This is a genomic window from Polaromonas sp. C04, from assembly GCF_002002705.1.
Taxonomy (GTDB): Bacteria; Pseudomonadota; Gammaproteobacteria; order Burkholderiales; family Burkholderiaceae_C; genus Rhodoferax_A.
On record NZ_MUNS01000038.1, the window covers coordinates 29,804 to 55,917 of the forward strand.

General features: G+C 63.8%; 26 protein-coding genes and 1 pseudogene. 15 read left to right on the top strand and 12 right to left on the bottom strand.

Going from position 1 to position 26,114, the window contains the following annotated elements; genetic code table 11:
* The first annotated feature begins 13 nt into the window (after window positions 1-13).
* The 13 genes from B0E49_RS15285 (at window position 14) to B0E49_RS15345 (ending at window position 13,298) form a co-directional block, all read left to right on the top strand.
* Window positions 14-1,285, top strand: a complete 1,272-nt coding sequence (locus tag B0E49_RS15285; RefSeq protein ID WP_077563076.1) for an NAD(P)/FAD-dependent oxidoreductase — start codon at window positions 14-16, stop codon at window positions 1,283-1,285.
* Window positions 1,286-1,333: 48 nt separating this feature from the next.
* Complete coding sequence (locus tag B0E49_RS15290) at window positions 1,334-1,780, top strand: OsmC family protein (protein WP_077563077.1); 447 nt, start codon at window positions 1,334-1,336, stop codon at window positions 1,778-1,780.
* Window positions 1,781-2,002: 222 nt separating this feature from the next.
* Entirely contained in the window at window positions 2,003-3,952 is a 1,950-nt protein-coding gene (gene nosZ, locus B0E49_RS15295) for a TAT-dependent nitrous-oxide reductase (protein ID WP_077563078.1), read from the top strand.
* Between the two features lie 76 nt (window positions 3,953-4,028).
* Window positions 4,029-6,659, top strand: a complete 2,631-nt coding sequence (locus tag B0E49_RS15300; RefSeq protein WP_077563079.1) for a 4Fe-4S binding protein — start codon at window positions 4,029-4,031, stop codon at window positions 6,657-6,659.
* Entirely contained in the window at window positions 6,647-7,930 is a 1,284-nt protein-coding gene (locus tag B0E49_RS15305; protein WP_077563080.1) for a nitrous oxide reductase family maturation protein NosD, read from the top strand. Before B0E49_RS15300 ends, B0E49_RS15305 begins: the two co-directional genes overlap by 13 nt.
* On the top strand, window positions 7,923-8,822 hold the full coding sequence (locus tag B0E49_RS15310) for an ABC transporter ATP-binding protein (protein ID WP_077563081.1): 900 nt from the start codon (window positions 7,923-7,925) through the stop codon (window positions 8,820-8,822). The genes B0E49_RS15305 and B0E49_RS15310 overlap by 8 nt, the downstream gene beginning before the upstream one ends.
* A gap of 5 nt (window positions 8,823-8,827) precedes the next feature.
* A complete protein-coding gene (locus B0E49_RS15315) occupies window positions 8,828-9,658 on the top strand; it encodes an ABC transporter permease (protein ID WP_217349252.1) in 831 nt (276 codons plus the stop codon).
* Complete coding sequence (locus B0E49_RS15320) at window positions 9,655-10,200, top strand: nitrous oxide reductase accessory protein NosL (protein WP_077563082.1); 546 nt, start codon at window positions 9,655-9,657, stop codon at window positions 10,198-10,200. Before B0E49_RS15315 ends, B0E49_RS15320 begins: the two co-directional genes overlap by 4 nt.
* 10 nt (window positions 10,201-10,210) lie before the next feature.
* A complete protein-coding gene (locus tag B0E49_RS15325; RefSeq protein ID WP_077563083.1) occupies window positions 10,211-10,480 on the top strand; it encodes an MJ0235 family protein in 270 nt (89 codons plus the stop codon).
* 2 nt (window positions 10,481-10,482) lie between these two features.
* Window positions 10,483-10,884 carry a toxin-antitoxin system TumE family protein gene (locus B0E49_RS15330; protein ID WP_077563098.1) on the top strand — a complete coding sequence of 134 codons (402 nt, stop codon included), beginning with the start codon at window positions 10,483-10,485 and terminating at the stop codon, window positions 10,882-10,884.
* A 154-nt stretch (window positions 10,885-11,038) separates the two neighbouring features.
* Window positions 11,039-12,094, top strand: a complete 1,056-nt coding sequence (locus B0E49_RS15335; protein ID WP_077563084.1) for an FAD:protein FMN transferase — start codon at window positions 11,039-11,041, stop codon at window positions 12,092-12,094.
* 100 nt (window positions 12,095-12,194) lie between these two features.
* Window positions 12,195-12,578 carry a c-type cytochrome gene (locus tag B0E49_RS15340; RefSeq protein WP_077563099.1) on the top strand — a complete coding sequence of 128 codons (384 nt, stop codon included), beginning with the start codon at window positions 12,195-12,197 and terminating at the stop codon, window positions 12,576-12,578.
* Between the two features lie 132 nt (window positions 12,579-12,710).
* Window positions 12,711-13,298, top strand: a complete 588-nt coding sequence (locus B0E49_RS15345) for a TlpA disulfide reductase family protein (RefSeq protein WP_077563100.1) — start codon at window positions 12,711-12,713, stop codon at window positions 13,296-13,298.
* A gap of 316 nt (window positions 13,299-13,614) precedes the next feature.
* On the opposite strand, the gene B0E49_RS15350 is transcribed toward B0E49_RS15345, so the two are convergent.
* Complete coding sequence (locus B0E49_RS15350; protein WP_286138049.1) at window positions 13,615-14,073, bottom strand: cytochrome b; 459 nt, start codon at window positions 14,071-14,073, stop codon at window positions 13,615-13,617.
* Here B0E49_RS15350 and fnr point away from each other — a divergent pair.
* Window positions 14,015-14,734, top strand: a complete 720-nt coding sequence (fnr, locus tag B0E49_RS15355; RefSeq protein ID WP_077563101.1) for a fumarate/nitrate reduction transcriptional regulator Fnr — start codon at window positions 14,015-14,017, stop codon at window positions 14,732-14,734. The two genes, B0E49_RS15350 and fnr, sit on opposite strands and share 59 nt — an antisense overlap.
* A gap of 265 nt (window positions 14,735-14,999) precedes the next feature.
* Here the strand turns inward: fnr and B0E49_RS15360 are convergent, their stop codons facing one another.
* The 8 genes from B0E49_RS15360 to ubiU form a co-directional block, all read right to left on the bottom strand.
* Window positions 15,000-16,292: an acyl-CoA dehydrogenase family protein gene (locus B0E49_RS15360; protein ID WP_077563085.1), complete on the bottom strand. Its 1,293-nt coding sequence runs from the start codon at window positions 16,290-16,292 to the stop codon at window positions 15,000-15,002.
* A gap of 14 nt (window positions 16,293-16,306) precedes the next feature.
* A complete protein-coding gene (gene ubiD, locus B0E49_RS15365; protein ID WP_077563086.1) occupies window positions 16,307-17,791 on the bottom strand; it encodes a 4-hydroxy-3-polyprenylbenzoate decarboxylase in 1,485 nt (494 codons plus the stop codon).
* A 63-nt stretch (window positions 17,792-17,854) separates the two neighbouring features.
* Window positions 17,855-18,469 carry a UbiX family flavin prenyltransferase gene (locus tag B0E49_RS15370; RefSeq protein ID WP_077563087.1) on the bottom strand — a complete coding sequence of 205 codons (615 nt, stop codon included), beginning with the start codon at window positions 18,467-18,469 and terminating at the stop codon, window positions 17,855-17,857.
* A gap of 82 nt (window positions 18,470-18,551) precedes the next feature.
* Window positions 18,552-19,019: a putative zinc-binding protein gene (locus B0E49_RS15375; protein ID WP_077563088.1), complete on the bottom strand. Its 468-nt coding sequence runs from the start codon at window positions 19,017-19,019 to the stop codon at window positions 18,552-18,554.
* Window positions 19,016-19,558, bottom strand: coding sequence for a ubiquinone anaerobic biosynthesis accessory factor UbiT (gene ubiT / locus B0E49_RS15380; RefSeq protein ID WP_077563089.1), 543 nt, complete (start codon window positions 19,556-19,558; stop codon window positions 19,016-19,018). The genes B0E49_RS15375 and ubiT overlap by 4 nt, the downstream gene beginning before the upstream one ends.
* 14 nt (window positions 19,559-19,572) lie before the next feature.
* Complete coding sequence (gene trhA / locus B0E49_RS15385; RefSeq protein WP_077563090.1) at window positions 19,573-20,190, bottom strand: PAQR family membrane homeostasis protein TrhA; 618 nt, start codon at window positions 20,188-20,190, stop codon at window positions 19,573-19,575.
* A 16-nt stretch (window positions 20,191-20,206) separates the two neighbouring features.
* Window positions 20,207-21,118, bottom strand: coding sequence for a ubiquinone anaerobic biosynthesis protein UbiV (gene ubiV, locus B0E49_RS15390; RefSeq protein WP_077563091.1), 912 nt, complete (start codon window positions 21,116-21,118; stop codon window positions 20,207-20,209).
* 8 nt (window positions 21,119-21,126) lie between these two features.
* Window positions 21,127-22,182 carry a ubiquinone anaerobic biosynthesis protein UbiU gene (ubiU, locus tag B0E49_RS15395; protein WP_077563092.1) on the bottom strand — a complete coding sequence of 352 codons (1,056 nt, stop codon included), beginning with the start codon at window positions 22,180-22,182 and terminating at the stop codon, window positions 21,127-21,129.
* Window positions 22,183-22,369: 187 nt separating this feature from the next.
* On the opposite strand from ubiU, the gene B0E49_RS15400 reads away from it, so the two are divergent.
* Window positions 22,370-22,774 (top strand): hemerythrin domain-containing protein, encoded by a 405-nt coding sequence (locus B0E49_RS15400; RefSeq protein WP_077563093.1) that lies wholly within the window; start codon window positions 22,370-22,372, stop codon window positions 22,772-22,774.
* A gap of 234 nt (window positions 22,775-23,008) precedes the next feature.
* Here the strand turns inward: B0E49_RS15400 and B0E49_RS15405 are convergent, their stop codons facing one another.
* The 3 genes and pseudogenes from B0E49_RS15405 to B0E49_RS20300 all read right to left on the bottom strand — a co-directional run.
* Window positions 23,009-23,962, bottom strand: coding sequence for an NAD(P)H-dependent flavin oxidoreductase (locus tag B0E49_RS15405; protein WP_077563094.1), 954 nt, complete (start codon window positions 23,960-23,962; stop codon window positions 23,009-23,011).
* Between the two features lie 95 nt (window positions 23,963-24,057).
* Window positions 24,058-25,878: an acyl-CoA dehydrogenase gene (locus B0E49_RS15410; RefSeq protein ID WP_077563095.1), complete on the bottom strand. Its 1,821-nt coding sequence runs from the start codon at window positions 25,876-25,878 to the stop codon at window positions 24,058-24,060.
* Window positions 25,879-25,980: 102 nt separating this feature from the next.
* Window positions 25,981-26,114: pseudogene (locus tag B0E49_RS20300) on the bottom strand (electron transfer flavoprotein subunit alpha/FixB family protein); the annotation flags it as partial.

The window sequence follows — 26,114 nt, forward strand, 5'->3', positions numbered from 1 at the left end:
AAAGGAGACAACCATGGCTCACATCATCATCCTGGGCGCCGGCACTGGCGGCATGCCCGCAGCGTACGAATTGCGTGAAAAACTCGCAAAGACGCACCGCATTACCGTGGTCAACGCGGTGGACTATTTTCAGTTTGTCCCCTCCAATCCCTGGCTCGCGGTGGGCTGGCGTGAACGAGAGAACATCACCTTTCCGATCAAGCCCTACCTCGAGAAAAAAGGAATCGACTTTGTGGCGCAGGCGGTCACGCGCATTGACGCGGCCGCCAGCACGCTGCAGCTGCAGGACGGCAGCAGCCTCGCCTACGACTATCTGGTGATCACCACCGGTCCCAAGCTCTCGTTTGACGAGGTGCCGGGTTCCGGTCCGGATGGCCACACGCACTCCATCTGCAACGTGGACCATGCCGGGCAGACCTGGATTGACTATCAGGCGTTCCTGAACAATCCCGGCCCGGTCATCGTCGGCGCCATGCCGGGTGCATCCTGTTTCGGGCCCGCCTATGAATTCGCCTTCATTCTCAACCGGGATCTGCGGCGTCGCAAGCTGCGCAACAAGGTGCCCCTGACCTTTGTCACCAGCGAACCTTACATCGGTCACATGGGTCTGGGCGGCGTCGGGGATTCCAAATCGATGCTCGAGAGTGATTTCCGCAGCAACGACATCAAATGGATCACCAACGCGCGCGTCACCAAGGTGGAAGCCGGGACGATGTTCGTGACCGAACTGGACGACAGTGGCCAGGTCAAAAAAGAACACCAGTTGCCTTTCGGCTTCAGCATGATGTTGCCGGCCTTCAAGGGCGTGGATCCGGTGGCTGCCGTGCCAGGCTTGTGCAATCCGCGCGGCTTTGTGCTGATTGACGAATTTCAGCGCAGCAAGACATACCGCAACATCTTCTCTGCCGGCGTGTGTGTGGCCATTCCACCCGTTGAAGTGACGCCGGTGCCCACGGGAGCGCCCAAAACCGGCTACATGATCGAAACCATGGTCAGCGCCATCGTGAACAACATCACTGCCGACCTGTCCGGCCAGCCAGCGACGGCCAAGGCCAGCTGGAATGCGATTTGCCTGGCCGATATGGGTGACACCGGTGCAGTTTTCGTGGCGCTGCCACAGATTCCGCCGCGCAACGTCAACTGGTTCAAGAAGGGCAAGTGGGTGCACGTCGCCAAGGTCGCCTTCGAGAAATACTTCCTGTACAAGATGAAGAATGGAAGCTCCGAGCCGATTTACGAAAAATACATGCTCAAGGCGCTCGGCATCGAGCGTCTGGACAAGTGAGCTGCCCATTCGCGGCTACCGGCCTCATTCCTTGAACGACGAAAACTCATGAACGAACCTCTCATCACTGTCGAATTGATCCAGCAGCAGGACTATCGATTTGATATGCACTTTGGTGAAGGCATACCGTTGATCATCGGCGAAGAACCGGCACCACTGGGGACTGGCCGCGGCCCCTCTCCGGTTCAATTACTGTGTGCGGCAGTGGGCAATTGCCTCAGCGATTCGTTGCTGTTTGCGTTGCGCAAATTCAAGCAGACCCCCGAACCGCTGCGCTGCGTGGTGAGCGGCGAAGTCGGGCGCAATGCCGATGGCAGACTGCGGGTGCTGCAGATCGTGGCCAGCCTGCATCTCGGAGTCCCGGCCGCCCAGCTGACGCACCTTGACCGGGCGCTGGCTCAATTTGAAGCTTTCTGCACCGTCACCCAAAGCGTCAGCGCCGGCATACCAGTCACTGTGCATGTTCTTGACTCACATGGAGCTCAGTTGAAATAGGCAACCATCGATAAGTTTTGGCGCCGTTTGTTTGAGTGCCTTGATGCTTCACTGTTGATGCACATCAAATCCCTCTCGCGTTGATGTGGATACTCTTTCGACAGTCAAACCACAAAACACCGCTGGGTTTGCCGCAGGCTGGCCGCACGGCGCGACTTTACCCAGCGGGTCTTGCGAGCCAGATCCGCAGCCAACCCATCGAAACACAAAAGGAAATTTGCCATGCACGCCCCGAAGGAAGTCCCTGAAACAGTCAGTCCCGCACGCCCGGATCGCCGTAGATTCCTCAACACCGGCGCAGTGGCCAGTCTCGCCGGGGCCGGGTTGTCGCTGGGCTTGGTTGGGTGCAAGGAGTCGTCCAATTCGGCTGCGCCGGCGGGTCAGACTGCGGCGACGTCCGGGGCGAGCACGATCGATTACACCAAGTACGAGATTCCGCCGGGCCAGCTGGATACCTACTATTCCTTCTCCTCCGGCGGTGAATCGGGCGAATGCCGGATCTACGGCTTGCCCTCAGGTCGTCTGTTCAAGCGCATTCCGGTGTTCAACATCGATTGTCTGGTCGGATGGGGGATCACCAACGAATCGAAAAAGATCATCGGAACCAAGGCGGATGGCAGCCTGAATTACCGCACCGGTGATACCCATCATGTGCATCCGAGCTATACCGACGGCACCTACAACGGAAAATACTTATTCGTAAATGACAAAATCCATGGCCGCATTGCTCGAATCCGGCTCGATACCATGGAGTGCGACAAGATCACCGAACTGCCGAATGTCCAGGGCTTCCACGGTATCTTTCCGGACAAGCGCGACCCGGTGGACGCGAAGATCAACTACACAACCCGCGTTTTCTGCGGCAGCGAGTTCCACATTCCTCAACCCAACGACGGCCGCGATCTGAACGATCCCAAGAAGTATTTCTGCCTGTTCACCTGTGTCGATGCGGAGACCCTGGAGCCCCGCTGGCAGGTCAAGGTAGATGGCAATATGGACCTGGTGGCGTCCTCCTACGACGGCAAGCTGGCCTGTTCCAACCAATACAACACCGAAGGCGGCGTTCACTATGAGGACATGATGTCCGCCGAGCGCGACTCCTGTGTCTTCTTCAACATTGCGCGCATCGAAGCTGCGGTGCAGGCCGGCAAGACGTTTCACATAGGCAGCTCCAAGGTTCCGGTCGTGGATGGCACCAAGGCCGCCAACGCAGATCCGAAAACCGCACTGACTTGCTATGTGCCGGTGCCGAAAAATCCGCACGGCGTCAATGCCAGCCCGGACGGCAAGTACTACGCATGTTCGGGCAAGCTGTCGCCGACGGCGACCCTGATCGAACACGATCTGGTACTCAAATGGTTCGATGGCGGGCTCAAGGAACCCCGCGATACCGTTGTCGCCGAGCCTGAAATCGGTCTCGGTCCGCTGCACACCGGGTTCGACAACAAAGGCAACGCCTACACGACGCTCTTCCTCGACAGCCAGATCGTCAAATGGAATCTCGACGCCGCCATCAAGTCCTTCAAAGGCGACAAGGCGGCGAAGCCGGTGGTGGACCGCCTCGACGTTCAATACCAACCAGGCCATGGCTTTACTTCCATGGGCGAGACCAAGGAGGCGGATGGGAAGTACTTCCTGTCCGACAACAAGTTTTCCAAGGATCGCTTCCTGCCGGTCGGACCACTGCATCCCGAGAGTGCGCAGCTGATCGACATCAGCGGCGACAAGATGAAGCTGATAGCGGACCACTCTGCTTACTCGGAACCCCACGATTCCATCATCATTCCGCGCGACAGGATCAAGACCCGGCAGGTGTATGACATCAACGAGTTCCCCCTTGCGACCAAGGATGCCAAGGACTGCCGGGTGGAGCGCAAGGGCAGGCAGGTGACGATCCATCTGACCTCTCAGGCGCCGGCCTTCGGGCTGCGCGAGTGGACGGTGAAGAAAGGCGACGAGGTCACCATCATCCTGACCAACCTGGACAAGGTCGAGGATCTGACGCACGGCTTTGCCATCCCGCATCACGACATCAACTTCATTGTCAATCCCCAGGAGACCAAGTCGGTCACCTTCAAGACCGACAAGCCCGGGGTCTACTGGTGCTACTGCACCAGCTTCTGCCACGCGCTGCACCTCGAGATGCGCTCGCGGATGCTGGTGGAGGCTTGAGCGGCGCCATTTCGGCCTTGTCGCGGCGGAACCTCGCGGACTCGCGGGGTTCCGTTCGCTTTTTCGAATCGACGCCATGGCGTCTGAGAGCGTGATTGTGCGAATCCTTGTTCTGCGTATCGTGGCCGTCTTGATGACGGCCCTCTCGGTCATGGCGCCTGTCAGTGCCGCCACTGCCAGCGATCAAGCCTACGACGCGAACCTGCCGGCGCAATTGACGACGGATCCCGACCTATGCGCCTATGCGCCCTGCAAGCAGGTCATGCCCGGGGCCGACAGTTTTTCCCAGCGCAAAGGGCGTCCGCCCTACGTCGAGGCTTACCGAACGACGGCAGGACAGCGTCAGCTCGTCGGCTACGTTTTCCTGTCAACGGACGTTGTCGATATACCAGGCTATTCCGGCCAGCCCATCGTCACGCTGATTGGTATGGACACGCGGGGCGACATTGCCGGCGTGAGAGTACTACGCCACGCGGAACCCATCTTGCTGCTCGGTATTCCCGAGACGGCATTGACCCGGTTCATCAATCAATACGTCGGCAAGTTCGTGGGCGCCAGGATGGAAATCGGCAAGTCCCACGCCGAACAAGGCTACGTTGGCCTGGACGCGATCAGTGGCGCCACGGTCACGGTGATTTCCGAGAACCAGGTGATCCTGCGCTCGGCGATGGCGATCGCGCAGCAGGTCGGCATCCTCAAGCCGACCCTGCGACCGCAGGCCAAATTCATGCCGGTCGAAGGCAAGCTCGACTGGGCGGCGCTGCTCAAGGAAGGTGGTGTGCAGCGCCTGACCGTACGACCGGAAGAAGTCGGCAGGCCGCCTAGCGACCAACGCCTGATCGACATGTATTTCGGCGACCTCGATGCGCCCGTCGTCGGCCGCAGCATCCTTGGCGATAGCGATTACGAGGCCCTGATGGGGCGCCTCAAGCCCGGCGAGCATGCGATCTTCGTTATCGCCAACGGCACCGAGTCCTTCAAGGGATCTGGGTTCGTGCGCGGGGGCATTTTCGACCGGATCCAGGTGGCCCAGGACATGGACACCTTCACCTTCCGTGATACTGACTACCTCAACCTCTACGACGTGCACGCCACCGGCGTACCGACCTACCACGAGTCGGGAATCTTCATCATTCGCTCTGCGGGCTTCTCGAGCGCCTATCCCTGGAACCTGGTCTTCCTGGCGAACCGGATAGACCAGGAGACCGGTGCGAAATCCTTCGTCAGCTTCGAGAAGGAATACTGGCTGCCGGCGCGCTACCTGGTCGGTGGCCATCCGTATTACGAACGACCAGCACCGACCTGGCTGAAGGCCTGGCAGGCCCGGCCGCTCCAGATCGTCTTGTTCGCCCTCTTCCTGGCAGCCGCCGGAACCACCTATGCCAGCCGGGACTGGCTGGTGCGCCACTCGAGCCGGAAGGACAAACGCTGGGTTTCGGTGCCCAAATACACGATGTGGGCCATCAGTATCGGATTTGCCGGGTTCTACCTGCTGGCCGTGCCCTCGATCACCCAGGTGCTGACCTGGTTCCACCAGATTCTCTTCAAATGGGAGTGGAGCCTTTTCCTGTCGGATCCATTCGTCTTCCTGTTCTGGTGGTTCATCATCATCTCGGTGTTCTTCTGGGGGCGCGGCATGTTCTGCGGCTGGCTCTGCCCCTATGGCGCCCTCACCGAAATCGCCCACAAGGTGGCCGGACGCCTGGGCCTCAAGCGCTTTCAAACCAAGCTGCCCCAGCGGTTGCACGACAAGCTGAAGTGGGTCAAGTACGGCGTCTTCCTGTGCCTGCTTGCGGTATCGTTCTACTCGATGGAGACGGCCGAGAAGCTGGCAGAAATCGAGCCCTTCAAGACCACCTTCCTGGTGGGCGTCTGGAATCGGTCCTGGCCTTTCGTGACTTTCTGGGGGCTCCTTTTCGCTGCAGCCCTGTTCATCGAGCGTCCCTTCTGCAAATACCTGTGCCCGCTCGGCGCCAGCCTGGCGATCCCCTCCACCTTCCGCTGGTGGGGCCTGAAGCGGAAAAAGGAGTGCGGGCCCTGTGCCGCCTGCGAACATGGCTGCGAGTCCCAGGCGATCAATACCAAGGGACAGATCGATCCGCGCGAATGTCTGCTGTGTCTGGACTGCATGATCCTGTACTACGACGACCATAGCTGTCCGCCCCTCGTGCAGGAACGCAAGGCACGGACCAGGGCAGGGCTGCCCATGACACCCATCGGTGCCAACGGCTACTTCATTCCGATCACGCCTGTCGCCGCCGCGCCGGTGCCGGTCGTTGAGCCGGTGCCGGTGGCAAAACAGGGCGTTTTGGCCTGGCTGCGCGACGAGGCCGTCGATCACCTGTCGCCGTGGAGCCGAGAGTTCCTGCACCACCCCATCTTCTTCCGGGCAGCGGGTATTGGCCTGGCCGTTCTGGTCACGTGGGCCTGGCTGCTGGGCGCGGCCGGCCAGCTTGGCCCAGGCATCATCCTCGGCTGGTGGCTGGCCTGGAGCGTCTACGAACTGGTGACGCGAATGACTTACAAGCCCCGTGTCAAGGAGGGGCCATGGTGGGGCCGCAAGTTGCGCCCGGCCACTTGGGCCGACATGGCGGCCTACGTCTCGATGAAAAACCTGATCATCGGTGCCGCCTTGTTCCTCACCATGAAGGGCTTCGGCGTGTTGGAGATGCTGCAGGGGCTGCCGGGGCTACGATGGCTCTATTGACGCTTCGCGCGAAGCCCTGGGTCGCTGCTTTAGTCCTGGTCCTGGTGGTGGCGACGGCCCCGGCCTTGCCTGCCGAGATCCGGGTCCATCCCGGCGAGTCCATTGCGGCCGCCGTGGCCCGCGCCGGCGCGGGCGACACAGTGGCGATCGAGCGCGGTCGCTACGACGACCATCTGCGCATTGACAAGCCATTGAAGATTATCGGAATTGATCGACCCACCATCAGCGGTGGCCTCGCTGGCGATACGATCCGCATCATCTCGCCTGACGTCACCATCGAAGGATTGATCGTCACCGACAGCGGTGACGACCTGACTGCCCAGAACGCGGGTATCTACATCCAGCCCGGGGCAGACCGGTTCGTGGTGAAGGACTGCGACATCATCTACAGCCTGTTTGGCCTGTGGATCGAGGGAGTCCGTGACCCTCAGATCATCGGCAACCTGATTGTTGGAAAGCGTGACTATGCTTCGGCCCAGCGCGGCAACGGAATCGAACTCTACAACACCAGCGGGGCCCGGCTTGTCGGCAACAATATCAGCTTCACCCGCGATGGCATCTACGTCGACGTGTCTCATCACGCAGTGTTTCGCGGCAACAAAATCCATGATGTGCGCTATGGCACGCACTACATGAATTCGTACTACAACGTGTGGGAGGACAACGACGTCTACCATAACCGGGACGGCCTGGCGCTGATGGAGACGCGCAATCAGGTCGTGCGCAACAACCGCGCCTGGGGCAATTCGGATGTCGGCATCATGCTGCGCACCATCCAGGACTCGGTGATTGAGAACAACATTGTCGCCGGCAACCAGCGCGGCTTCTTCATCTACGACGCCGAGTACAACGCGATCCGCAACAACCTGGTCATCGACAACCGGGTCGGCGCCCATGTCTGGGCCGGCTCGATCCACAACGAAGTCGATGGCAACGACTTCATCCACAACCAGGAGCAGGTTCGCTATGTCGCGGCGAAAGACGAGCGCTGGGGCATCAGGACCGGAAACTACTGGAGTAACTACGTCGGCTGGGACCGCGATGGCAACGGGATCGGCGACGTACCTTACGAGGCCAACGATGTGGTGGACCGGCTGATCTGGCGACTGCCCGTGGTCAAGCTCCTGCTCAACAGTCCGGCGATCCAATCCCTGCGCCTGATTGCCCAGCAGTTTCCCCTGCTGCGTGTGCCCAGCATCGTGGACCCCGAGCCGCGCATGCAGCCCGCACACAGCCACTGGAGTCAATGGATGGGCAAACAACATGATTGAAATCTGCCAGGTCGCCAAGCACTACGGCGAAGTCCTGGCCGTGGACGGCGTGGACCTCACGGTCGAAGCCGGCCAGGTGTTCGGCCTGATCGGGCACAACGGCGCCGGCAAGAGCACGCTGTTCAAGATGATGCTCGGACTCGTTCCCGCGAGCGCCGGCGAGATCCGCATCGACGGCCAGCCGGTCGGTGGCCCGGGCTTTCGCAAGGTGCGCCGCCAGCTCGGCTACCTGCCCGAGAACGTGGTCTTCTACGACAACTTGAGCGGCCTCGAGACCCTGGCCTTCTTCGCCCGTCTGAAAGGCGTCGATCTTGCCGAATGCGGGCCGCTGCTGGAACGTGTCGGGCTTTCCGCCGCCGCCGATCGCCGCGTGAAGGGCTACTCGAAGGGCATGCGCCAGCGCCTGGGCTTCGCGCAGGCTTTGCTCGGCAAACCGAAACTGCTGTTTCTCGATGAGCCGACCACGGGACTGGATCCCGAAGGCATCCGCGATTTCTACCGTATCCTGAAGCAGATGAGGCGCGCGGGCGCCACCGTGATGCTGACGTCCCACATCCTGTCGGAGATTCAGGAGCGGGTCGATCGCCTGGCTATCATGAAGAACGGGAAGATTCAGGCCCTGGGCACCGTGCAGTCACTGCGGGAGGCGATGGCGCTGCCCATGTGGTTCGAGCTGCGCCTGGCCGCCGGCGCCGAGTCCTCGCTGCGCCAGTCGCTGGCGGCCCTGAACGTTGGTGAGATCCGGATCGATGGCGACCGGGCGTCGGTACATTGCCCGCGCGAGATCAAGATGGCCGTGCTGCAGGCCTTGTCGTCGCTGAACGGGTGTGCCATCGATCTTCAGATGAAAGAGCCGTCTCTCGAGGACGTGTTTCTCGGCTATTCGGGATGAATTCCATGACCATCTTCGCCATCGAACCACGCCAGATCGGCATCATCGCTGCCAAGGAGTTCCGCGACCGCATCCGCAACCGCTGGGTACTCGCGGTAACCATCGTATTTACCGCGTTTGCCCTGGTCATCGCTTATTTCGGCGCCGCCCAGCAGGGTGCCATCGGGTTTCGCAGCATCGAGGTGACCATTGCCAGCCTGGTCAGCCTGGTCATTTACCTGGTGCCCCTCATCGCGCTGATCCTCGGCTTCGATGCGATCGTCGGCGAGCGTGAACGGGGCTCGCTGGAACTGCTGCTGTCCATGCCACTGACGCGCTTCGAACTGCTATTGGGCAAGTTTCTCGGCCTGTCGGCGGCCCTGGCCTGTTCCACCGTCGTCGGTTTCGGTCTGGTCGGCCTGCTGCTCGGCTTCAAACTTCCGCCTGAGGCCTGGTACCACTATGCCGGCTTCATCCTGAGTTCCGTCCTTCTGGGCATGGCCTTCCTCAGCCTGGCTGTGACGGTCTCGGTGTTCGCGACCGACCGGGCCCGCGCCAGCGGCGGTGCCATCGCCCTGTGGTTCTTCTTCGTCCTGGTCTATGACCTGCTGCTGCTGGGCGCGCTGGTCGTCAGCGGCGGCGCCGTGGCCGCTGACACCTTCCCCTATCTTTTACTGCTCAACCCCGCCGATGTTTTCCGCATCCTCAACATCTTCGGCCTCAATGACGTGCGCACTCTTTACGGCCTTACCACGGTATTCCCCGAGCGGCTCGCCAGCCCAGGCTTGCTCGGGGCAGTCATGCTCGCCTGGATCGCCGTGCCCTTGGGCTTAGCCACCTGGAGATTCCGCCAATGAAAACATTTCCCTTCCGTTTGTTGCGCCATACCGCGGCGGCCCTTGCTATTGCCTTCGCGTTCGGCGGGGCGGCCGTTCTCTCCGGCTGCGGCAAGAGCGAAACGGTCGCCATCCAGCCGGTCCCGCTCGATCGCACTATTGTTGACAGCCTCGACGGCATGACCCTGCTGGACTATCCGGGACCGAAGGGGCAGATCCACTACGACCACGGAAATCCGGATTTCTTCTGCGACACCGTCGGGATGTTCTCGATCTACCTTCAGCCCGAGCAGCAAAAGCGCGTACGGGCAATCTTTGTGCAGGACATGGCGCAGGCCGACTGGAACAAGCCAATCGGTCACTGGATCGATGCGAAGACCGCCTTCTATGTGGCCGGCTCGAAGGCGCGCGGTGCCATGGGGCCGACGCTCGTCTCCTTTGCCCGCGAGGAGGACGCCCGGACATTCGCCACTCGGCAGGGGGGGAAGGTTTACCGCTTTGATCAGGTCACGCCGGACATGGCTGTCGTGGATGGCGGCGTCCTCAAAGACCACAAAATGTAAGGAGACTGGTATGACGAATTATTTCGAAAGTCTGCCACTGGCGGGGGCGGAGCAGTTGGAGCAACTGAGTCGCCTTCTCTTCGAGCTGCGCGAGAACCGCAAAACCGTGCTGCGTCGGCACGGTGTCGACAGCGAAGAGGCCTTGCTAGACCTCGTCCGTGAAGGGTCCGTCGCCGAACATCCTGGCTACGACGACTACCTTGGCGCATGCATCCTGGACGCGACGCGCGAAGCGGTCCGCAGCCAGATGCAGGCTGCCGTGGTCGAGCTGGGAGGCTGATGATGCTGCATTCGGACCTTAAGGACGCCATCGACCGCGAGTTCGCCGTGGCCCTCGTGGAACCTACAGAGCTGTGCCTCGATGCGCTCCTGGTGCGACTGCGCAACGAGGTCGTGATCGAGCTGCGCATCGCCAGTGCCGAGGAATATTCCATTCTCTGGCGCTGGGGCGAGGTCGAGCTGCGCATCGACACGGCACCCCTGCATCGGCAGCTCGCTACTTTCCCCAACCATCTGCACGACGGCGACGGCGGTTTGCGCCCGGATCCCTTGACGCACCCTGGCGACGATCCCTGGGGCAATGTTCACGCCGTGATCGCCGCTGTGCTCGAAGATCCGCTGCTGCACCGGCTCGATGGCTTAGTGATCGACGCGGCGGCCGGCGGTTCCGTCCACAGCCGTTGACAGACGCAGCTCCATGGCCAACCAAACCCTCTCACGTGCAGACTCGTCCGATGAGCTTTCTGCGGGCGACTCGATTCGAGACAGACGGACGCACCTTTCTTTGATCGGCATCAAGGCGAGCGCCAAGCCTCCACAGTAATATTAAAAAGTGGACATGCTAATTTCTCCTCGTCGGCGGACTTTTGTTGGCGTTTTGGGTGCGGCGTCGCTGCTCACCGCCTGCGGTCAAACGTATTCGCCGCATGCGCGACCGATGGCCGAATTCGGCGGTTTGACCATGGGCTCGATCTATACCTTCAAAATCACGGGTCGCCACCTGTCGCAGGCGCTGCAGTCTGCTGCACGCGATACCGTGGCCACCGCGCTCGCCGCAGTGGACACGGCCATGTCAACGCATCAGCCGCAGTCGGAGTTGTCGCGCTTCAACGCACACCCGACGACTCTTCCGTTCGCGCTGTCGCCGGATCTGTTGACGGTGTTTGCGCTAGCGCGCCAGGTGAGCGTATCGACCGGCGGCGCGTTCGACGTGACCGTCGGCCCGGCGGTCGATGCATGGGGCTTTGGACCCGGCCGGCGCGAGCGCGTCGTCGGCGACGGTGAGGTCGCCAGACTTGAACGCCGCGTCGGGTGGCAACTGCTCAGGCTCGATGAAAGGGCTGGCACTCTTGCAAAGGTGCGGCCACAGGTTCGTGCCGATCTGTCGGGTATCGCCAAGGGCTACGGCGTGGACAAGGCGGCGCAGGCGCTCGATACGCTCGGCATCGAGCACTATTTGATCGATGCCGGCGGTGAAGTGCGCACGCGCGGACGCAATCCCGAAGGCCGGCCATGGCAAGTGGCAATCGAACAGCCGGTGGATGGACCGCGCCGGCCACGGTACGTCGTGCCCCTTTCCGACTTATCGATCGCCACCTCAGGCGACTATCGCATCTTCTTCGAGCGCGACGGCCGCCGCTACTCACACGAGATCAACCCGGCAACTGGACGGCCCATCGCCAACCGCCTCACTTCGGTCAGCGTCGTCGCTTCCACGGGTGCGCTGGCCGACGCGATGGGCAAGCTGATCGTGCTTGGACCCGAGAAGGGCTATGCCTGCGCAGTGTCGCAAGGCGTGGCGGCGCATTTTATTGTGCGCGAAGCCAACGGCACGCTGCACGATTTCATGACACCTGCGTTTGCTGCTCTCGGCGGAAGGCCATTTCGCACATAGGGAGCGGTATCCTTCGCCTTTGCACAAGCGGCAAGACCGCCCGTGCGTGGCCGAAATCAAGAACCGCCCCATTCATTATTTCTACAACGTGAGGTCCCCGATGCTGAAAAGAACTCTGTATCCATTGCTTTTACTGGCCGTGCTCGCTGCATGCAGCAAGAACGAAAGTGTGCCAGCAACAACCGCCACCGCGCCACCCGCGGCGGCCGCTCCAGCCGCCAACGACAGCATGGCCAAGGGCGAGCATGTGTACAAGGCGACTTGCTCGCTGTGTCACGCCACGGGCGCCGGCGGAGCCCCGGTGTTCGGGGACAAGGCTGACTGGAGCCCGCGCATAGCCCAAGGTAAGGAAACGCTGTATGGTCATGCGCTGAAGGGATTTACCGGAGCCAAGGGTACGATGCCACCGAAGGGAGCCAACCCGAGCCTGTCCGATGACGACGTCAAGGCCGCCGTCGATTACATGGTGGCGCAGATCAAATAGCCTGCCGCTCTGGCACCCGCTCTTCCCTACAAAACCGCACCGGCATCCATTATGGGCAGCTATTGGCTTGGTTTGGACGGCACCATGACATTGCCTTTTCAGCTGGGACCGGCAGGGCTACCCACCGCCGAAATGAGTGGCGAATCCCTTTCCCGAAGTGCCACCACCGGGTGCCCGCTGCTGGTGCCCGGTCTGCGGCGCCGGGCGTTGCTGCGCGCAGCGGTCGGGCTGGGCATCGCAGGCGCTGGCGGCCTGTTCACCCGGGTGCACGCGGCTGAACTGAAGGTGGGCCAGCCGGCGCCGCCGCTGGTACTGCACACGCTGGACGGACGCAGCATCGCCACGCGCGATCTGCTCGGGCAGGTGGTGATTGCCACCTTCTGGGCGACCTGGTGCGTGCCCTGCCGCGAGGAGCTGCCCCTGCTCTCGGCCTACGCCGCACGTCATGCGCCGCAGGGCCTGCAGGTGCTGGGTTTCAGCCTGGACGAGGCCCAGAATCTGCCCAAGGTGCGCACGGTCGCGGCAGGCCTGAGCTTTCCGGTGGGCCTGCTCGGCAGCCCCTGGGTTCCGGTGTACGGCCGCATCTGGCGCCTGCCCGTAAGCTTTGTCATCGACCGTACCGGTCGCCTGATCGACAATGGCTGGAACGACGATTCGCCCGAGTGGACGGCGCAGCGCTTGCAGCGCGTGGTGGATCCGCTGCTGGCGCGCGGCGGCTGATGCACTGACGGGCCCGGTCACGACCAGGTGACGCGAGTGCAAAATCACTTGGCGAAGCGTAGAGGCAGCGCCGTGGATGGGCGAGTGGGCAAGCCATGCGCCTCACCCTACCGACAACGAAAATTTGGAGACCCTGCCCAAACAAGTTCCCCGGGTCAGCGTCGCATCGGCAACGTTCGCAGCAGCGTGCTCTCGCACATTAGGTGGTGGTGGAAGAGTGCGGCAGCGGCGTGCAGCCCGATCAGGTGGTAGCCGATCGTGGCAATTGTTTCGTGAATCTCCTTGAGCGAGTCATACAGCGCCTTGTTCCCGCCGATCAGCGGTGGCAGCTATGCACACAGAAGAACAAGACCGGATCGCCTTTGGCACTGACGGCGAGTCGGCCGAACAGAGGCATGCCGATCATGAAGACATACAACCCGATATGGACTGCTTCGGCCAGACGCTGTTGCCGATGCGGTATTGCCGGCACGATTGGCGCAGTGGTCCCCGCGAACAGACGCACCACCAGGCGCACCGCAACCAGCACGAAGACACCGAGGCCGAGCATGAAGTGCCAGGTCTTCGGGTCCGCCCGGAACGCGCCGCCCCTCGCAGTAACATCATGCAGGTTCATCGCCGCATAAGCCAACTCAAGAAGTAACATGCTTAGTCCGGCCCCGAAGAATGCAAGCGGGCAAGTAGCGAGCCCGAAGGGCAACCGCGTCCCGCTGGTCATAAAGCCGCAAACCATCAAGGTCGCCTGCTCCAATTGCAACTTGCGGGAGTTGTGCATGCCTTTGGATCTGAATGCCGAAGAATTGCGCCGTATCGACGAGCTGGTGACCACGAGGCGCAAGGTCAAGCGCGGGGCCACGTTGTTCCACAATGGTGAGAAGTTCAACGCGCTCTATGCCATTCGCACGGGTTTCTTCAAAACCTGTGTGGCGGCCGAGGACGGGCGCGATCAGGTCACGGGCTTCCAGATGGCCGGAGAAGTCGTGGGGCTGGACGGCATCGTCAACGATCACCACACCTGCAATGCCGTCGCACTGGAGGACGCCGAAGTCTGCGTCATGCCATTCGAGCGGATCGAGGAGCTGTCGCGCGAAGTCAATGCCCTGCAGCGCCATGTCCACAAGATCATGAGCCGCGAGATCGTGCGCGAGCACGGGGTCATGCTGCTGCTGGGCAGCATGCGGGCCGAAGAGCGCCTGGCGGCATTTTTACTGAATCTGGCGCAGCGCCTGCATGCACGCGGCTTCTCGCCATCCGAGCTGGTGCTGCGCATGACGCGCGAAGAAATTGGCAGCTACCTCGGCCTCAAGCTCGAAACGGTCAGCCGCACATTCTCGAAATTTGCGGAAGACGGCATCGTCGAGGTCAGGCAGCGCCATATCCGCATTCTGGATGCGGCCACCTTGCAGCGAATCGCCACGCCGCAGACCTCTCAGTAGTGCGACGCGCAGGCGATCTGCCTGTGCGCCTCAGCAGTTGACCTCCGCTGCCGACATGGCAAGCAGTGCGGTCAGCGTGGTCAGTGCGCTCGATACCATGGCAATCGCCCAGAAGTCAAAGAGTCCGAACGCGTAGCTCTCTGGGTTACAAGAGGCTCCACGATTTCGCCGCGAACCGTTCCAACAGCTTTGTACATGTGCAGACGCAAGGTGCTCAGTCCGACTGGCTCCAGATTTGGTCCACGATGGCTGCGTGCGCGCACGCTCACCGAATGCGCGGCGGCGCCAGCAACTGCTCGGGCGTGGTGAAGTAGGCGGCCGTCGCGCCGCGGCGTGCACGCGCCCGGGCCAGTTCGTGCCGCGCCACGCTGCGCAGGTGCACCTCGTCGGGCCCGTCCATCAGGTGCAGGGCACGGCCCCAGGTCCAGAAATACGCCAGCGGGGTGTCGGGCGACAGGCCCATGGCGCCGAACACCTGCATGGCACGGTCCACCACGCGGGTTTGCAGCCGCGCCGCCACCACCTTGATGCCGGCCACGTCGGCCCGGCTTTGTGCGCTCAGGTCCGCATGGGCGCCCTGGTCCAGCGCCCACGCGGCGCGCAGCACCAGCAGCCGCGCCTGGTCGATTTCCAGGCGCGACTCGGCAATCCACTCCTGCACGTTGGAGAAGTCGGCCAGGTACTTGCCGAAGGCGCGGCGCTCCAGGGTGCGCTCACAGGCCAGCGCCAGCGCCAGCTCGCACTGGCCGATGGTGCGCATGCAGTGGTGGATGCGCCCCGGCCCGAGCCGCGCCTGCGCCATCGCGAACCCCGCGCCCTCGGCTCCCAGCAGGTTCGCGGCCGGCACGCGTACATCCCGCAGCACGATTTCGCAATGCCCTTCGGGCGCATGGTGCTGCATGATGGGAATGTTGCGCACCAGGCGCAGGCCGGGCGCGTCCATCGGCACCAGCACCAGGCTGTGCCGGCCGTGCTGTGGCGCTTCGCCGGCGCCGTCGCCGCTCTCGCACATCACGATCAGCAGCCTGCAGTGCGGATGGGCGGCGCCGGTGATGAACCATTTGCGGCCATTGAGCACCAGCGCATCGCCATCATGGCGCAGCGTGGTCTGCAGGTTGGTCGGGTCGGACGAGGCCACGTCGGGCTCGGACATGGCAAAGGCCGAGCGCATCGCGCCGTGCAGCAGCGGACCCAGCCACTGCGCGCGCTGCGCCGGCGTGGCGAAGCGGTGCAGCAGCTCGATGTTGCCGGTGTCGGGCGCGCTGCAGTTGAAGACCTCCGGCGCCCAGAGCAGGCGCCCCATGATCTCGGCCAGCGGCGCGTAGTCGAGGTTGCACAGGCGTGTGCCGGGCTCGTCCTGGCGCAGCCCCGGCAGAAACAGGTTCCACAGCCCCTGCTCGCGCGCCAGCGTCTTCAGGTCTTCGAGAAATGGGGGCGGGTACAGCCCCCCGGCCACCGCCTGGTGCCAGGCGGCGTTGTAAGGCAGCACGTAGTGCGCCATGAAGTCTTCAAGGCGCCGGCACAGGTCCTGGGCGCGCGGGGAAAGGTCGAAGTCCATGGGGCATTGCCCCCTTACAGCCCGAGCGCAACAAACAGACTGTCCATGCGCGCTGTCACGTTCGCGTCCATAGCGATCGTGCGGCCCCACTCGCGCTGCGTTTCGCCGGGCCATTTGTTCGTGGCGTCGAGCCCCATCTTGCTGCCCAGACCACTCGCGGGCGAGGCAAAGTCGAGGTAGTCGATCGGGGTGTTCTCCACCAGCATGGTGTCGCGCGCCGGGTCCATGCGCGTGGTGATGGCCCAGACCACTTCGCGCCAGTCGCGCACATCCACATCGTCATCGACCACCACAATGAACTTGGTGTACATAAACTGGCGCAAATGGCTCCATACGCCCATCATGACGCGCCGCGCATGGCCAGGGTAAGCCTTCTTAATGCGAACCAGCGCCATGCGATAGCTGCAGCCCTCGGGCGGCAGGTAGAAATCGGTGATTTCCGGAAACTGGCGCTGCAGCAGGGGGATGAACAGCTCGTTCATTGCCACACCGAGCACGGCGGGCTCGTCAGGCGGCTTGCCGGTGTAGGTGGAGTGGTAGATCGCATCGCGCCGCTGGGTGATGCGGTCGATCGTGAACACAGGGAACTCGGCCTGCTCATTGTAGTAGCCGGTGTGGTCGCCGAACGGCCCTTCGAGCGCGTGCTGATAGCCGCTGGCATGAAGGGCGTCGGGGTAGATGTGGCCTTCGAGCACGATCTCTGCCGAGGCCGGCACGCGCAGCGGCACGCCCAGCGCTTTCACCACCTCGGTGCGGGCGCCGCGCAGCAGGCCGGCAAACTGGTATTCCGACAGGCTATCGGGCACCGGCGTGACGGCGCCCAAAATCGTGGCCGGGTCGGCGCCCAGGGCCACCACCACGGGGTAGGGTACGCCGGGGTGCGCGGCGCAGTGATCGCGGAAATCCAGTGCGCCGCCCCGGTGCGCGAGCCAGCGCATGATGAGCTGGTTGCGTGAGAGGACTTGCTGGCGGTAGATGCCCAGGTTTTGCCGCGCCTTGTGCGGCCCCTGCGTGATGACGAGGCCCCAGGTGATGAGCGGCGCGACGTCGCCGGGCCAGCAGTGCTGCACTGGCAGGCGCGTCAAATCCACGCCCTGCCCTTCCCACACGACCTCCTGGCACGGTGCCGAGCTGCGCTCCCTGGGCGCCATGTGCCACAGCGTCTTGAGAAGGCGGCCCAGACCGAGCATGTCCTTGAAGCCTTGCGGCGCCTCCGGCTCCCTGAGCGCCGCCAGCACATGGCCAAACACGCGCAGTTCGGCGAGGCTGCCCACGCCCATGGCGCGCGCTACGCGCGCCGGCGTGCCGAACAGGTTGCCCAGCACAGGCATGCTGTGGCCCGTGGGCCGCTCGAACAGCAGCGCCGGGCCGCCCGCGCGCAGCACGCGGTCGCACAGCGCGGTCATCTCCAGATAGGGCGAGACGGGCTCGGCGATGCGGCGCAGCTCGCCGTCCTGCTCCAGCTGGGCCATGAAGTCGCGCAGGTCACGGTAGGGCATGGCTGGTTTTACAAGGAAAAGAGCCTGTGACGCTTGATGAACAAGCGCGAGCAGCTCTGTTTTTCATAGCAAGTCGGGACTATCGAGAGCCGGCGCCGCCAGACCTTCCCAGCGCGGCGCGAGGTGGTGCGGAATGTCCAGCAGGTCGAGCACGCGCGCCACGCCGTGGTCCACGATCTCTGCCACGCTCGCAGGGCGCAGGTAGAACGCGGGCAATGGCGGGCAGACGATGGCGCCCATCTCGGTCACGCTGACCATGTTGCGCAGATGGCCCAGATGCAGCGGCGTCTCGCGCACCATGAGGACGAGGCGGCGGCGCTCTTTCAGCATCACGTCGGCGGCGCGCGTGAGCAGGTTGTCGGCCAGGCCATGCGCCACCGCCGCCAGCGTGCGCATGGAGCATGGCGCCACCACCATGCCGGCACACTGAAACGAGCCGCTGGCAATGGCGGCGCCCACGTTGCGCGCGTCATGCACCTGGTGCGCCAGCGCCTGCACGCCAGCGCGCTCCATGGCCAGTTCGTACTGCAGGGTACGCCAGCCCGTCTCAGACACCACCAGGTGCGATTCCACCCCCGGCGTGCCCTGCAGCACCTGCAGCAGGCGCACGCCATACACAGCGCCGCTGGCGCCCGAGATGGCGACGATGATGCGGCGCGGCAGCGACGCAGAACTCACCCATGACCCCTGCGTTGACCCATGACAGGTGGCTCGCTGCGCCACGAAGGCGTCTTCGCATCTTGAGACGGCCCGGCAGTGCTCATCGGTCCGGCGCGCACGGGTCGTTGGCAGCTTGGGGGCCAGGCGGCAGGGCAGCCGGGCTCGTATCCGCCGGAGCCATGGCAGGCCGCGCGCCCAGTGGCCTGTGCTGCAAATCCTGCGTCACGCGCGCCAGCACGGCGAGCGCCTGCCCGGGGTCGAAGTCTTCGTGCTGGCACTTCTTGACGCCGTAGTGCTGCAGCTGATAGTGCCGGTCGGCGGCGATGCCGTGGCGCGCCAGGCTGCTCTTGACACACACCAGCGGACAGCCGTCCAGCGCAATGATGGGTCGCCCCGAGCGTGCGGTTTTCACCAGCGCCTTGACATCGCCGCCGACGCCGGCGATGCATGACATCTCGGCGACGCCCGTGCGGTCGAGCCGCACCGCCACATGGTTGGCCAGCTGCGCGGCGCTGGAGCAACCCGAGCAGGAATACACCAGCGGGCGCGGATCTTGTACGCGATTCATGGCGGAGCTCCGGGGTGGGGTGCGCCGGAATGGAAGCCGCCGGCGGGCGGTGGCTGGGACGAGCGGGTAGCCCGCAGCGCTGCCAGGCGCGCCAGCAGCTGGCGCGGCGCCAGCTGCGCCAGGTCCAGCACCGGCAACTCCAGCGCATCGAGTGTGTTCTTGACCACCAGCCCGAGCTCGGTGTCGCCTTCCATCGACAGGCGGCGGCTGAAAAACAGCGTGTCGGGATCTTCCTGCCGCTGCGCCAGGCGTACGAAGTCGTGGGCGCTGGCGCTGATGCACAGGTCGGCGCTGTCCTGCGGCACGCGGGCGGCAAAGCCGCGCCCGCTCCAGGTGAAATCAAAAGTCATGCACGCATCACGCACATGAATGCGCAGGCGCTTGTGCAGCAGCCGCTCGCCCACATCCGGCGGCAACTGGCGCGCCACGCCGGCATTGAGTGCTGCGACCAGCAGCACCGAACCCGGATACGCCGGCAAGCGCGCCAGCAGCGCCCCAAACGGCTTGGGCAATAAAAGGGAAGACTGCTGGTGGTTCATGGCACTCCGAAACGTCAGGCTACGTAGAACAGCACCGCAGCAAAATGGCAGGCACTGCCGCCCATCACGAACAGGTGCCACAGGCCGTGGCCGTGCCGCAGCTTCTTGTCGGTCGCATAGAAAACGATGCCCACCGTGTAGCAGGCGCCGCCGGCCGCCAGCCAGGCGAAGCCATGGGGCGTCAGCGCTGCGAGCAGCGGCGAGATGGCGACCAGCGCAAGCCAGCCCATCAGCAGGTAAATGACCAACGACAATACCCGCGCGCCCTTGGCCAGCCAGACTTCCTGCACGATGCCGAGCAAGGCCAGGCCCCACTCCACACCGAGCAGCGACCAGCCCCAGGCGCCGCGCAGCGACACCAAGGCAAACGGCGTATAGCTGCCGGCAATCAGGAGGTAGATCGCACAGTGGTCAAGTTTGCGCAGCACGTCCTTGGCGCGGCCGCGCAGGCTGTGGTACAGCGCGGAGACCCCATACAGCACGATCAGCATGGCACCGTACACACTGAAGCTGACCATCTTCCACGGGTCGCCCAGGCGGGCGGCCAGCACCACCAGCAGCGCAGTGCCGAGCGCCGCCAGAGCCGCGCCGACCCCATGGCTGATGCCGTTGAACCTTTCGCCGTAGACCATGTGCCGTTGCCGTGTTTCACGCCGTCGCCGGTTCGCCGGCGCTGGTGTGTTGCACCAGCCCCGGCAGGCCGTGCCAGTAGCCGTTGCAGCCGGCCGCTGGCATGAGCGGCTGCAGCTGCGCCAGCGCCTCGTGCGGCGCCAGCACGTGCATGCGCGCGGCGTGGAACACGTCGATCACCTCGCCCATGTGCTGCGACTGCGGGCTCAGGCGCACCACGTCCACGCCGAGCGCGTGCATGTCATCCAGCGTATCGACCAGGTTGTAGACGCGCGCCGACTGCGTCTGCGTGCCGTTGAGCACCAGAAAATCTTCCTTCTCGCGCGTCTTCAGCAGCAGGCCGTCGGGGTGGTCGATGCAGCTGAAGCGGCAGTCGTCCTTGGGCAGGTTGCGGTTGCGCGCCGTGAAGCAGCGCGCCGAATACGCCAGCGGCATTCGGCCATAGGCAAACACTTCGGTTTGCAGGCCCGCCGGACGGCCCGCCTGGATCACGGCCAGATCGTCCCGTTTCATCTCCAGCGGCATGACCCAGCGGCTGGCGCCGAGCGCGGCCAGCCATTGCAGCGACGGCAGGTTGTACAGGTTCAGGTTCGGCCCCGCCACGAACGCCTGCTTGCCGGCCACAACGTGGACGGCCCCCATGTCGTTGGCCTCCATGGCGCACAGGCCGTTGGCGGCAATCTTGTGCAGCACGCCGACGTCCGAACCTGATTCGATCAGCACCTGGGTGGACAGCACCACTTCCTTGCCGGCGTCGATCAGCCGCGCGGCGATCTCCAGCCAGTCGGACAGACGCAGCTCATGGCGGCGCGAACACACGGTTTCGCCGAGATAGACGATGTCCACCGGCGTAGCGGCCACGGCGTCGTAAAAACGCATGACGCTGGCGTGCGGCCAGTAATACTGCAGGGGGCCGAGCGAGAGTTTCATGGCGGCGTTCATTTCCAGGGCCGGTGGTAGGCCCCCAAAGTGTGTTGCTGGCCTTCGGCCACCTGGTCCAGGCTGGCCATCCAGGCCGCCCTGGGGGCGTAGCGGTGCGGGTTGCCGGTACAGGCGTCGATAGCTTCGCGCCACACCTGGGTCACCTGCGCCACATAGGCGGGACTGCGCTGGCGCCCTTCGATCTTGACGGCACGCACGCCCATCTTGAGCAACTGCGGCAGCAACTCCAGCGTATTCAGGCTGGTGGGCTCCTCGATGGCGTAGTAGTTTTCGTCCTCGCCCACATCGAAGCGGCCCTTGCACAGCGTCGGGTAGCCGGCGTTTTCACCGGCGGCATAGCGGTCGATCAGCACGCCGTTCAGGCGCGATTCAAGTCCTTTGGGCGTTTCCTGCCAGCGCACCGCCTTCGGCGGCGAGCACACGCCGTGCGTGTTGGGCGACTCGCCCGTCACATACGACGACAGCGCACAGCGCCCCTCGACCATCACGCACAGGCTGCCAAAGCCGAACACCTCGATCTCGACCGGGGTCTTGCCGATCACCTGCTCCACCTGCGCCAGCGACAGCACGCGCGGCAGCACGGCGCGCACCACACCAAAGTGCTGGCGGTAGAAGTTGATGGCCTCATAGTTGGTGGCCGAACCCTGCACCGACAGATGCAGCCGCAACGCGGGGTAGCGCGCGGCGGCGTACTGCATCAGGCCCGGGTCCGCCAGGATCACGGCATCGACACCCAGGTCCGCGGCCTTGTTCAGCGCAGTGCGCCAGGGCTGGGGGTTGGATGCCTGCGGGTAAGTGTTAAGCGCCATGAACACGCGCGTGCGGCGCTCGTGCGCATAGCGGATGCCGCCGGCGATGGCGGCCTCGTCAAAGTTCAGGCCGGCGAAGTTGCGCGCGTTGGTGGCGTCGCGCAGGCCCAGGTAGACACAGTCGGCGCCATGGTCGACGGCGGCCTTGAGGGCGGGCAGGCTGCCGGCCGGACACACTAGCTCCATCGGCAACGCCGGTGCGCCAGGCGCGTCGGCGACATTCAGGTTGAGTGCGGAATTCATGGTGGAGTTCAGAGCAGCAGGAGTCGGGCGTGGCACCACGGGCGGCTATCGCCCACGCGGCGCAACGAACAGCAGTGACGGTAGCAGACGCGGCCCCGGCTTTCATTGATGCAGGTCAAACGCTCAAGCCTTTCGAAGAGACCAGAGGGTTGCACACACAAGGCGACTCTGCGGAGACAATCGAGGCATGACAGCAAACACCATCGCAGATCTGTCCGAGCAGCACAACGCAATGCTGCAAACCATGCAGCGCATGCGCCTTGCCATGCTTGCAGGCGACATCGCGTCTGCCCGCGACGTGCTGCGTGCGCTGCATGCCCTCCAGGCCGAGCATATTGCTGCCGAGGAGTCCGACCTCATCCCCCGGCTCGGCGCGTCGGCGCGCTGGTCGGCCAGGGTCTATCTGGCCGAGCACACCAAGCTGGCAGCGATGACTGAGGAATGGCGCGCGCGCCTCGCAAGACTGCCTGCACATATCGTCGAGCCGGAGCGCCGCTTGGCCCTGCTCGACGCCTCACTGCCTTTGCAGCACCTGCTCGAACACCACTTCGAGCGCGAGGAAAAGGGCCTGTTCGTCGAAATCGCGGGCTGAAAGCATCACAGCGACGAGTCCGGACCATTGGCCGACCCCCACGCGCCACCGATTCAGGCGGGCAGGCTGTCGCGGACCCGCTCGATCCGCCCCTTGACTTCACCGGCCAGTGCGTCGATACCGGGCCGGTCCACCAGACTCAATACCGCCACCGGATCCATGAAGGAAATCATCTGGGCTCTACTTGGCCAAGGATACTCGTGCAAGTTCTCCGCACTGGCGCTCCGGCCCCGCTCAAAGCGCCAGACGAGCCCGCGCCTGCGCATACTCGCGCTTGAGCTGGGCGATGAAGTCGGCCGCACTTTGCACCTTGCTGACCGCGCCAATGCCCTGGCCGCTGCCCCAGATGTCTTTCCAGGCCTTCTTCGCATCGCCGCCGAAGTTCATCTTGCTCGGGTCGCTCTCGGGCAGCTTGTCGGGGTCCAGGCCGGCCGCGCGGATGCTCGGCGCCAGGTAGTTGCCGTGCACGCCGGTGAACAGGTTGCTGTAGACGATGTCGTCGGAGCTGCCCTCTACGATGGCCTGTTTGTAGGCCTCGACCGCGCGCGCCTCTTCGGTGGCAATAAAGGCCGTGCCGATGTAGGCAAAGTCCGCGCCCATGGCCTGGGCGGCCAGCACCGCGGAGCCGGTCGAGATCGAGCCGCTGAGCGCAATCGGACCGTCGAACCACGCGCGGATTTCCTGAATCAGCGCAAACGGACTCTTCACCCCCGCATGGCCGCCCGCACCCGCGGCCACGGCGATCAGGCCGTCGGCGCCCTTCTCGATCGCCTTCTTCGCAAACTTGTTGTTGATGATGTCGTGCAGCACCACGCCGCCATAGCTGTGGATGGCGTCGTTCACGTCGGTGCGCGCGCCCAGCGAGGTGATGATGATTGGCACCTTGTACTTCACGACCATTTCCATGTCGTGCTCAAGCCGGTCGTTGCTCTTGTGCACGATCTGGTTGATGGCGAACGGTGCGGCCGGCTTGTCAGGGTGTGCCTTGTCCCAGGCCGCCAGCGTCTCGGTGATCTCGGCCAGCCATTCGTCCAGTTGCGCGGCCGGGCGCGCGTTGAGCGCCGGCATCGCACCCACCACGCCGTTGATGCACTGGGCAATCACCAGCTTGGGGTTGCTGATGATGAACAGCGGCGAGCCGATCACGGGGAACGGCAGCCGGTTCAGGGGCGGGGGCAATCTGGACATGGAATCTCCGTTAGGACAGTCTTTTGAATTTATAAATGAAAAACGGCTGCAACCCTTGTCAATCGGGCGACAGCCGCTATGCTTTCGGTAGCGAATCAAAACGCGTCGAGCGCCAGTGCCGTCACGCTGTCGGCACCCTCCACAATGCTGTCGCGCTGCCCCGGCGCCTTGGCCAGCAGGTGGTCCGCGTAAAAGCGCGCGGTGGTAATCTTGGCCTGCATGAAGCCGGCGTCGATGCCTTTGGCCAGTTCGTCCTCGGCCACCATCAGGGCGCGTGCCATCTGCCAGCCTGCCACCAGGTTGCCGGCCAGCAGGAGATAGGGCACGCTGCCGGCAAACACGGCATTGGGCGAGGCCTTGGTGTTGTTGGCCACGAAATCCACCACGTCAATGAAAGCCTCACGCGCAGCCTGCAGGCGAGCAGCCACGGCCCGCCCGGTGGCGCTGGGGCGCTGTTTAAGTTCGGCTTCGGTGGCTTCAATCTGTTGGGCGATCGCCTTGGCGGTCTGGCCCCCGTCGCGGGCCGTCTTGCGGCCCACCAGGTCGTTCGCCTGAATCGCGGTGGTGCCCTCGTAAATGGTCAGAATTCTGGCATCGCGATAGTACTGCGCCGCACCGGTTTCTTCAATGAAGCCCATGCCGCCATGCACCTGCACGCCCAGGGAGGTGACCTTCAGGCTCATCTCGGTGCTGTAGCCCTTGACCAGTGGCACCATGTATTCATAGAACGCCTGGTTCTGCTTGCGCACCTCGGCATCGGGGTGGTGGTGTGACGCATCGTACGCAGCCGCCGCGACCGAGGCCATGGCGCGGCAGCCCTCGGTGTAGGCGCGCATGGTCATGAGCATGCGCCGCACATCGGGGTGGTGAATGATGGGCGCGCTGGCATTGATCGATCCATCGACCGGGCGCGACTGCACGCGCTCTTTGGCAAACGTCGCGGCCTTCTGGTAGGCGCGCTCGGCAATCGCGATGCCCTGCATGCCCACGGCGTAGCGTGCCGAATTCATCATGATGAACATGTATTCGAGGCCGCGGTTCTCCTGGCCCACCAGGTAGCCCACAGCGCCGGGCCCGGCGCTGTCTGCAATGCTCGCCGCCGTGCCGTCGCCAAACTGCAGCACGGCGGTCGGCGAGGCCTTGATGCCCAGCTTGTGCTCGATGCTGACGCAGTGCACGTCGTTGCGCGCACCCAGGGAACCGTCCTTGCCCACCATGAACTTCGGCACGACGAACAGGCTGATGCCCTTCACGCCTTCGGGCGCGCCGGTGACGCGGGCCAGCACCAGGTGCACGATGTTGTCGGCCATGTCGTGCTCGCCATAGGTGATGAAGATCTTGGTGCCGAACACCTTGTAGGTGCCATCAGGCTGAGGCTCGGCACGGCTGCGCACGGCTGCCAGATCGGAGCCGGCCTGCGGCTCGGTCAGGTTCATGGTGCCGGTCCACTGGCCGCTGACCATTTTTTCCAGATAGATGGCCTTGAGCTCATCGGAACCCGCGGTGAGCAGCGCCTCGATGGCGCCATCGGTCAGCAGAGGACACAGCGCAAAGCTCATGTTCGCGCTATTGAGTATTTCGCCGCAGGCCGCGCCAATGGTCTTGGGCAGGCCCTGGCCACCAAAATCCACCGGATGCTGCAAGCCCTGCCAGCCGCCCTCGCCATACTGCTTGAAGGCCTGCTTGAAGCCCGGCGTGGTGGTCACGACACCGTCGCGCCATGACGACGGATTTTTGTCGCCCTCCCAATTGAGCGGGGCCACCACACCTTCATTGAACTTGGCGCACTCTTCCAGCACGGCCTGGGCAGTCTCCAGGCCCGCATCCTCGAAGCCGGGCATCTGCGCGACCTGGTCGATGTTGGCCAGGTGCTGGATGTCAAACAGCATGTCCTTGACGGGGGCAATGTAGCTCATGTCTTGTCTCCTTTAAATGCCTCCTTCCCCCGCTGGGGGAAGGTCGGAATGGGGACCGCCCCCACCCCTGCCCTCCCCCAGCGGGGGAGGGACTTGAACAGCCTATAACGCCTTCACCAACTCCGGCACGGCAGTAAACAGATCGGCCACCAGCCCATAGTCGGCCACCGAGAAGATCGGCGCCTCCTCATCCTTGTTGATCGCCACGATCACCTTGGAATCCTTCATGCCCGCCA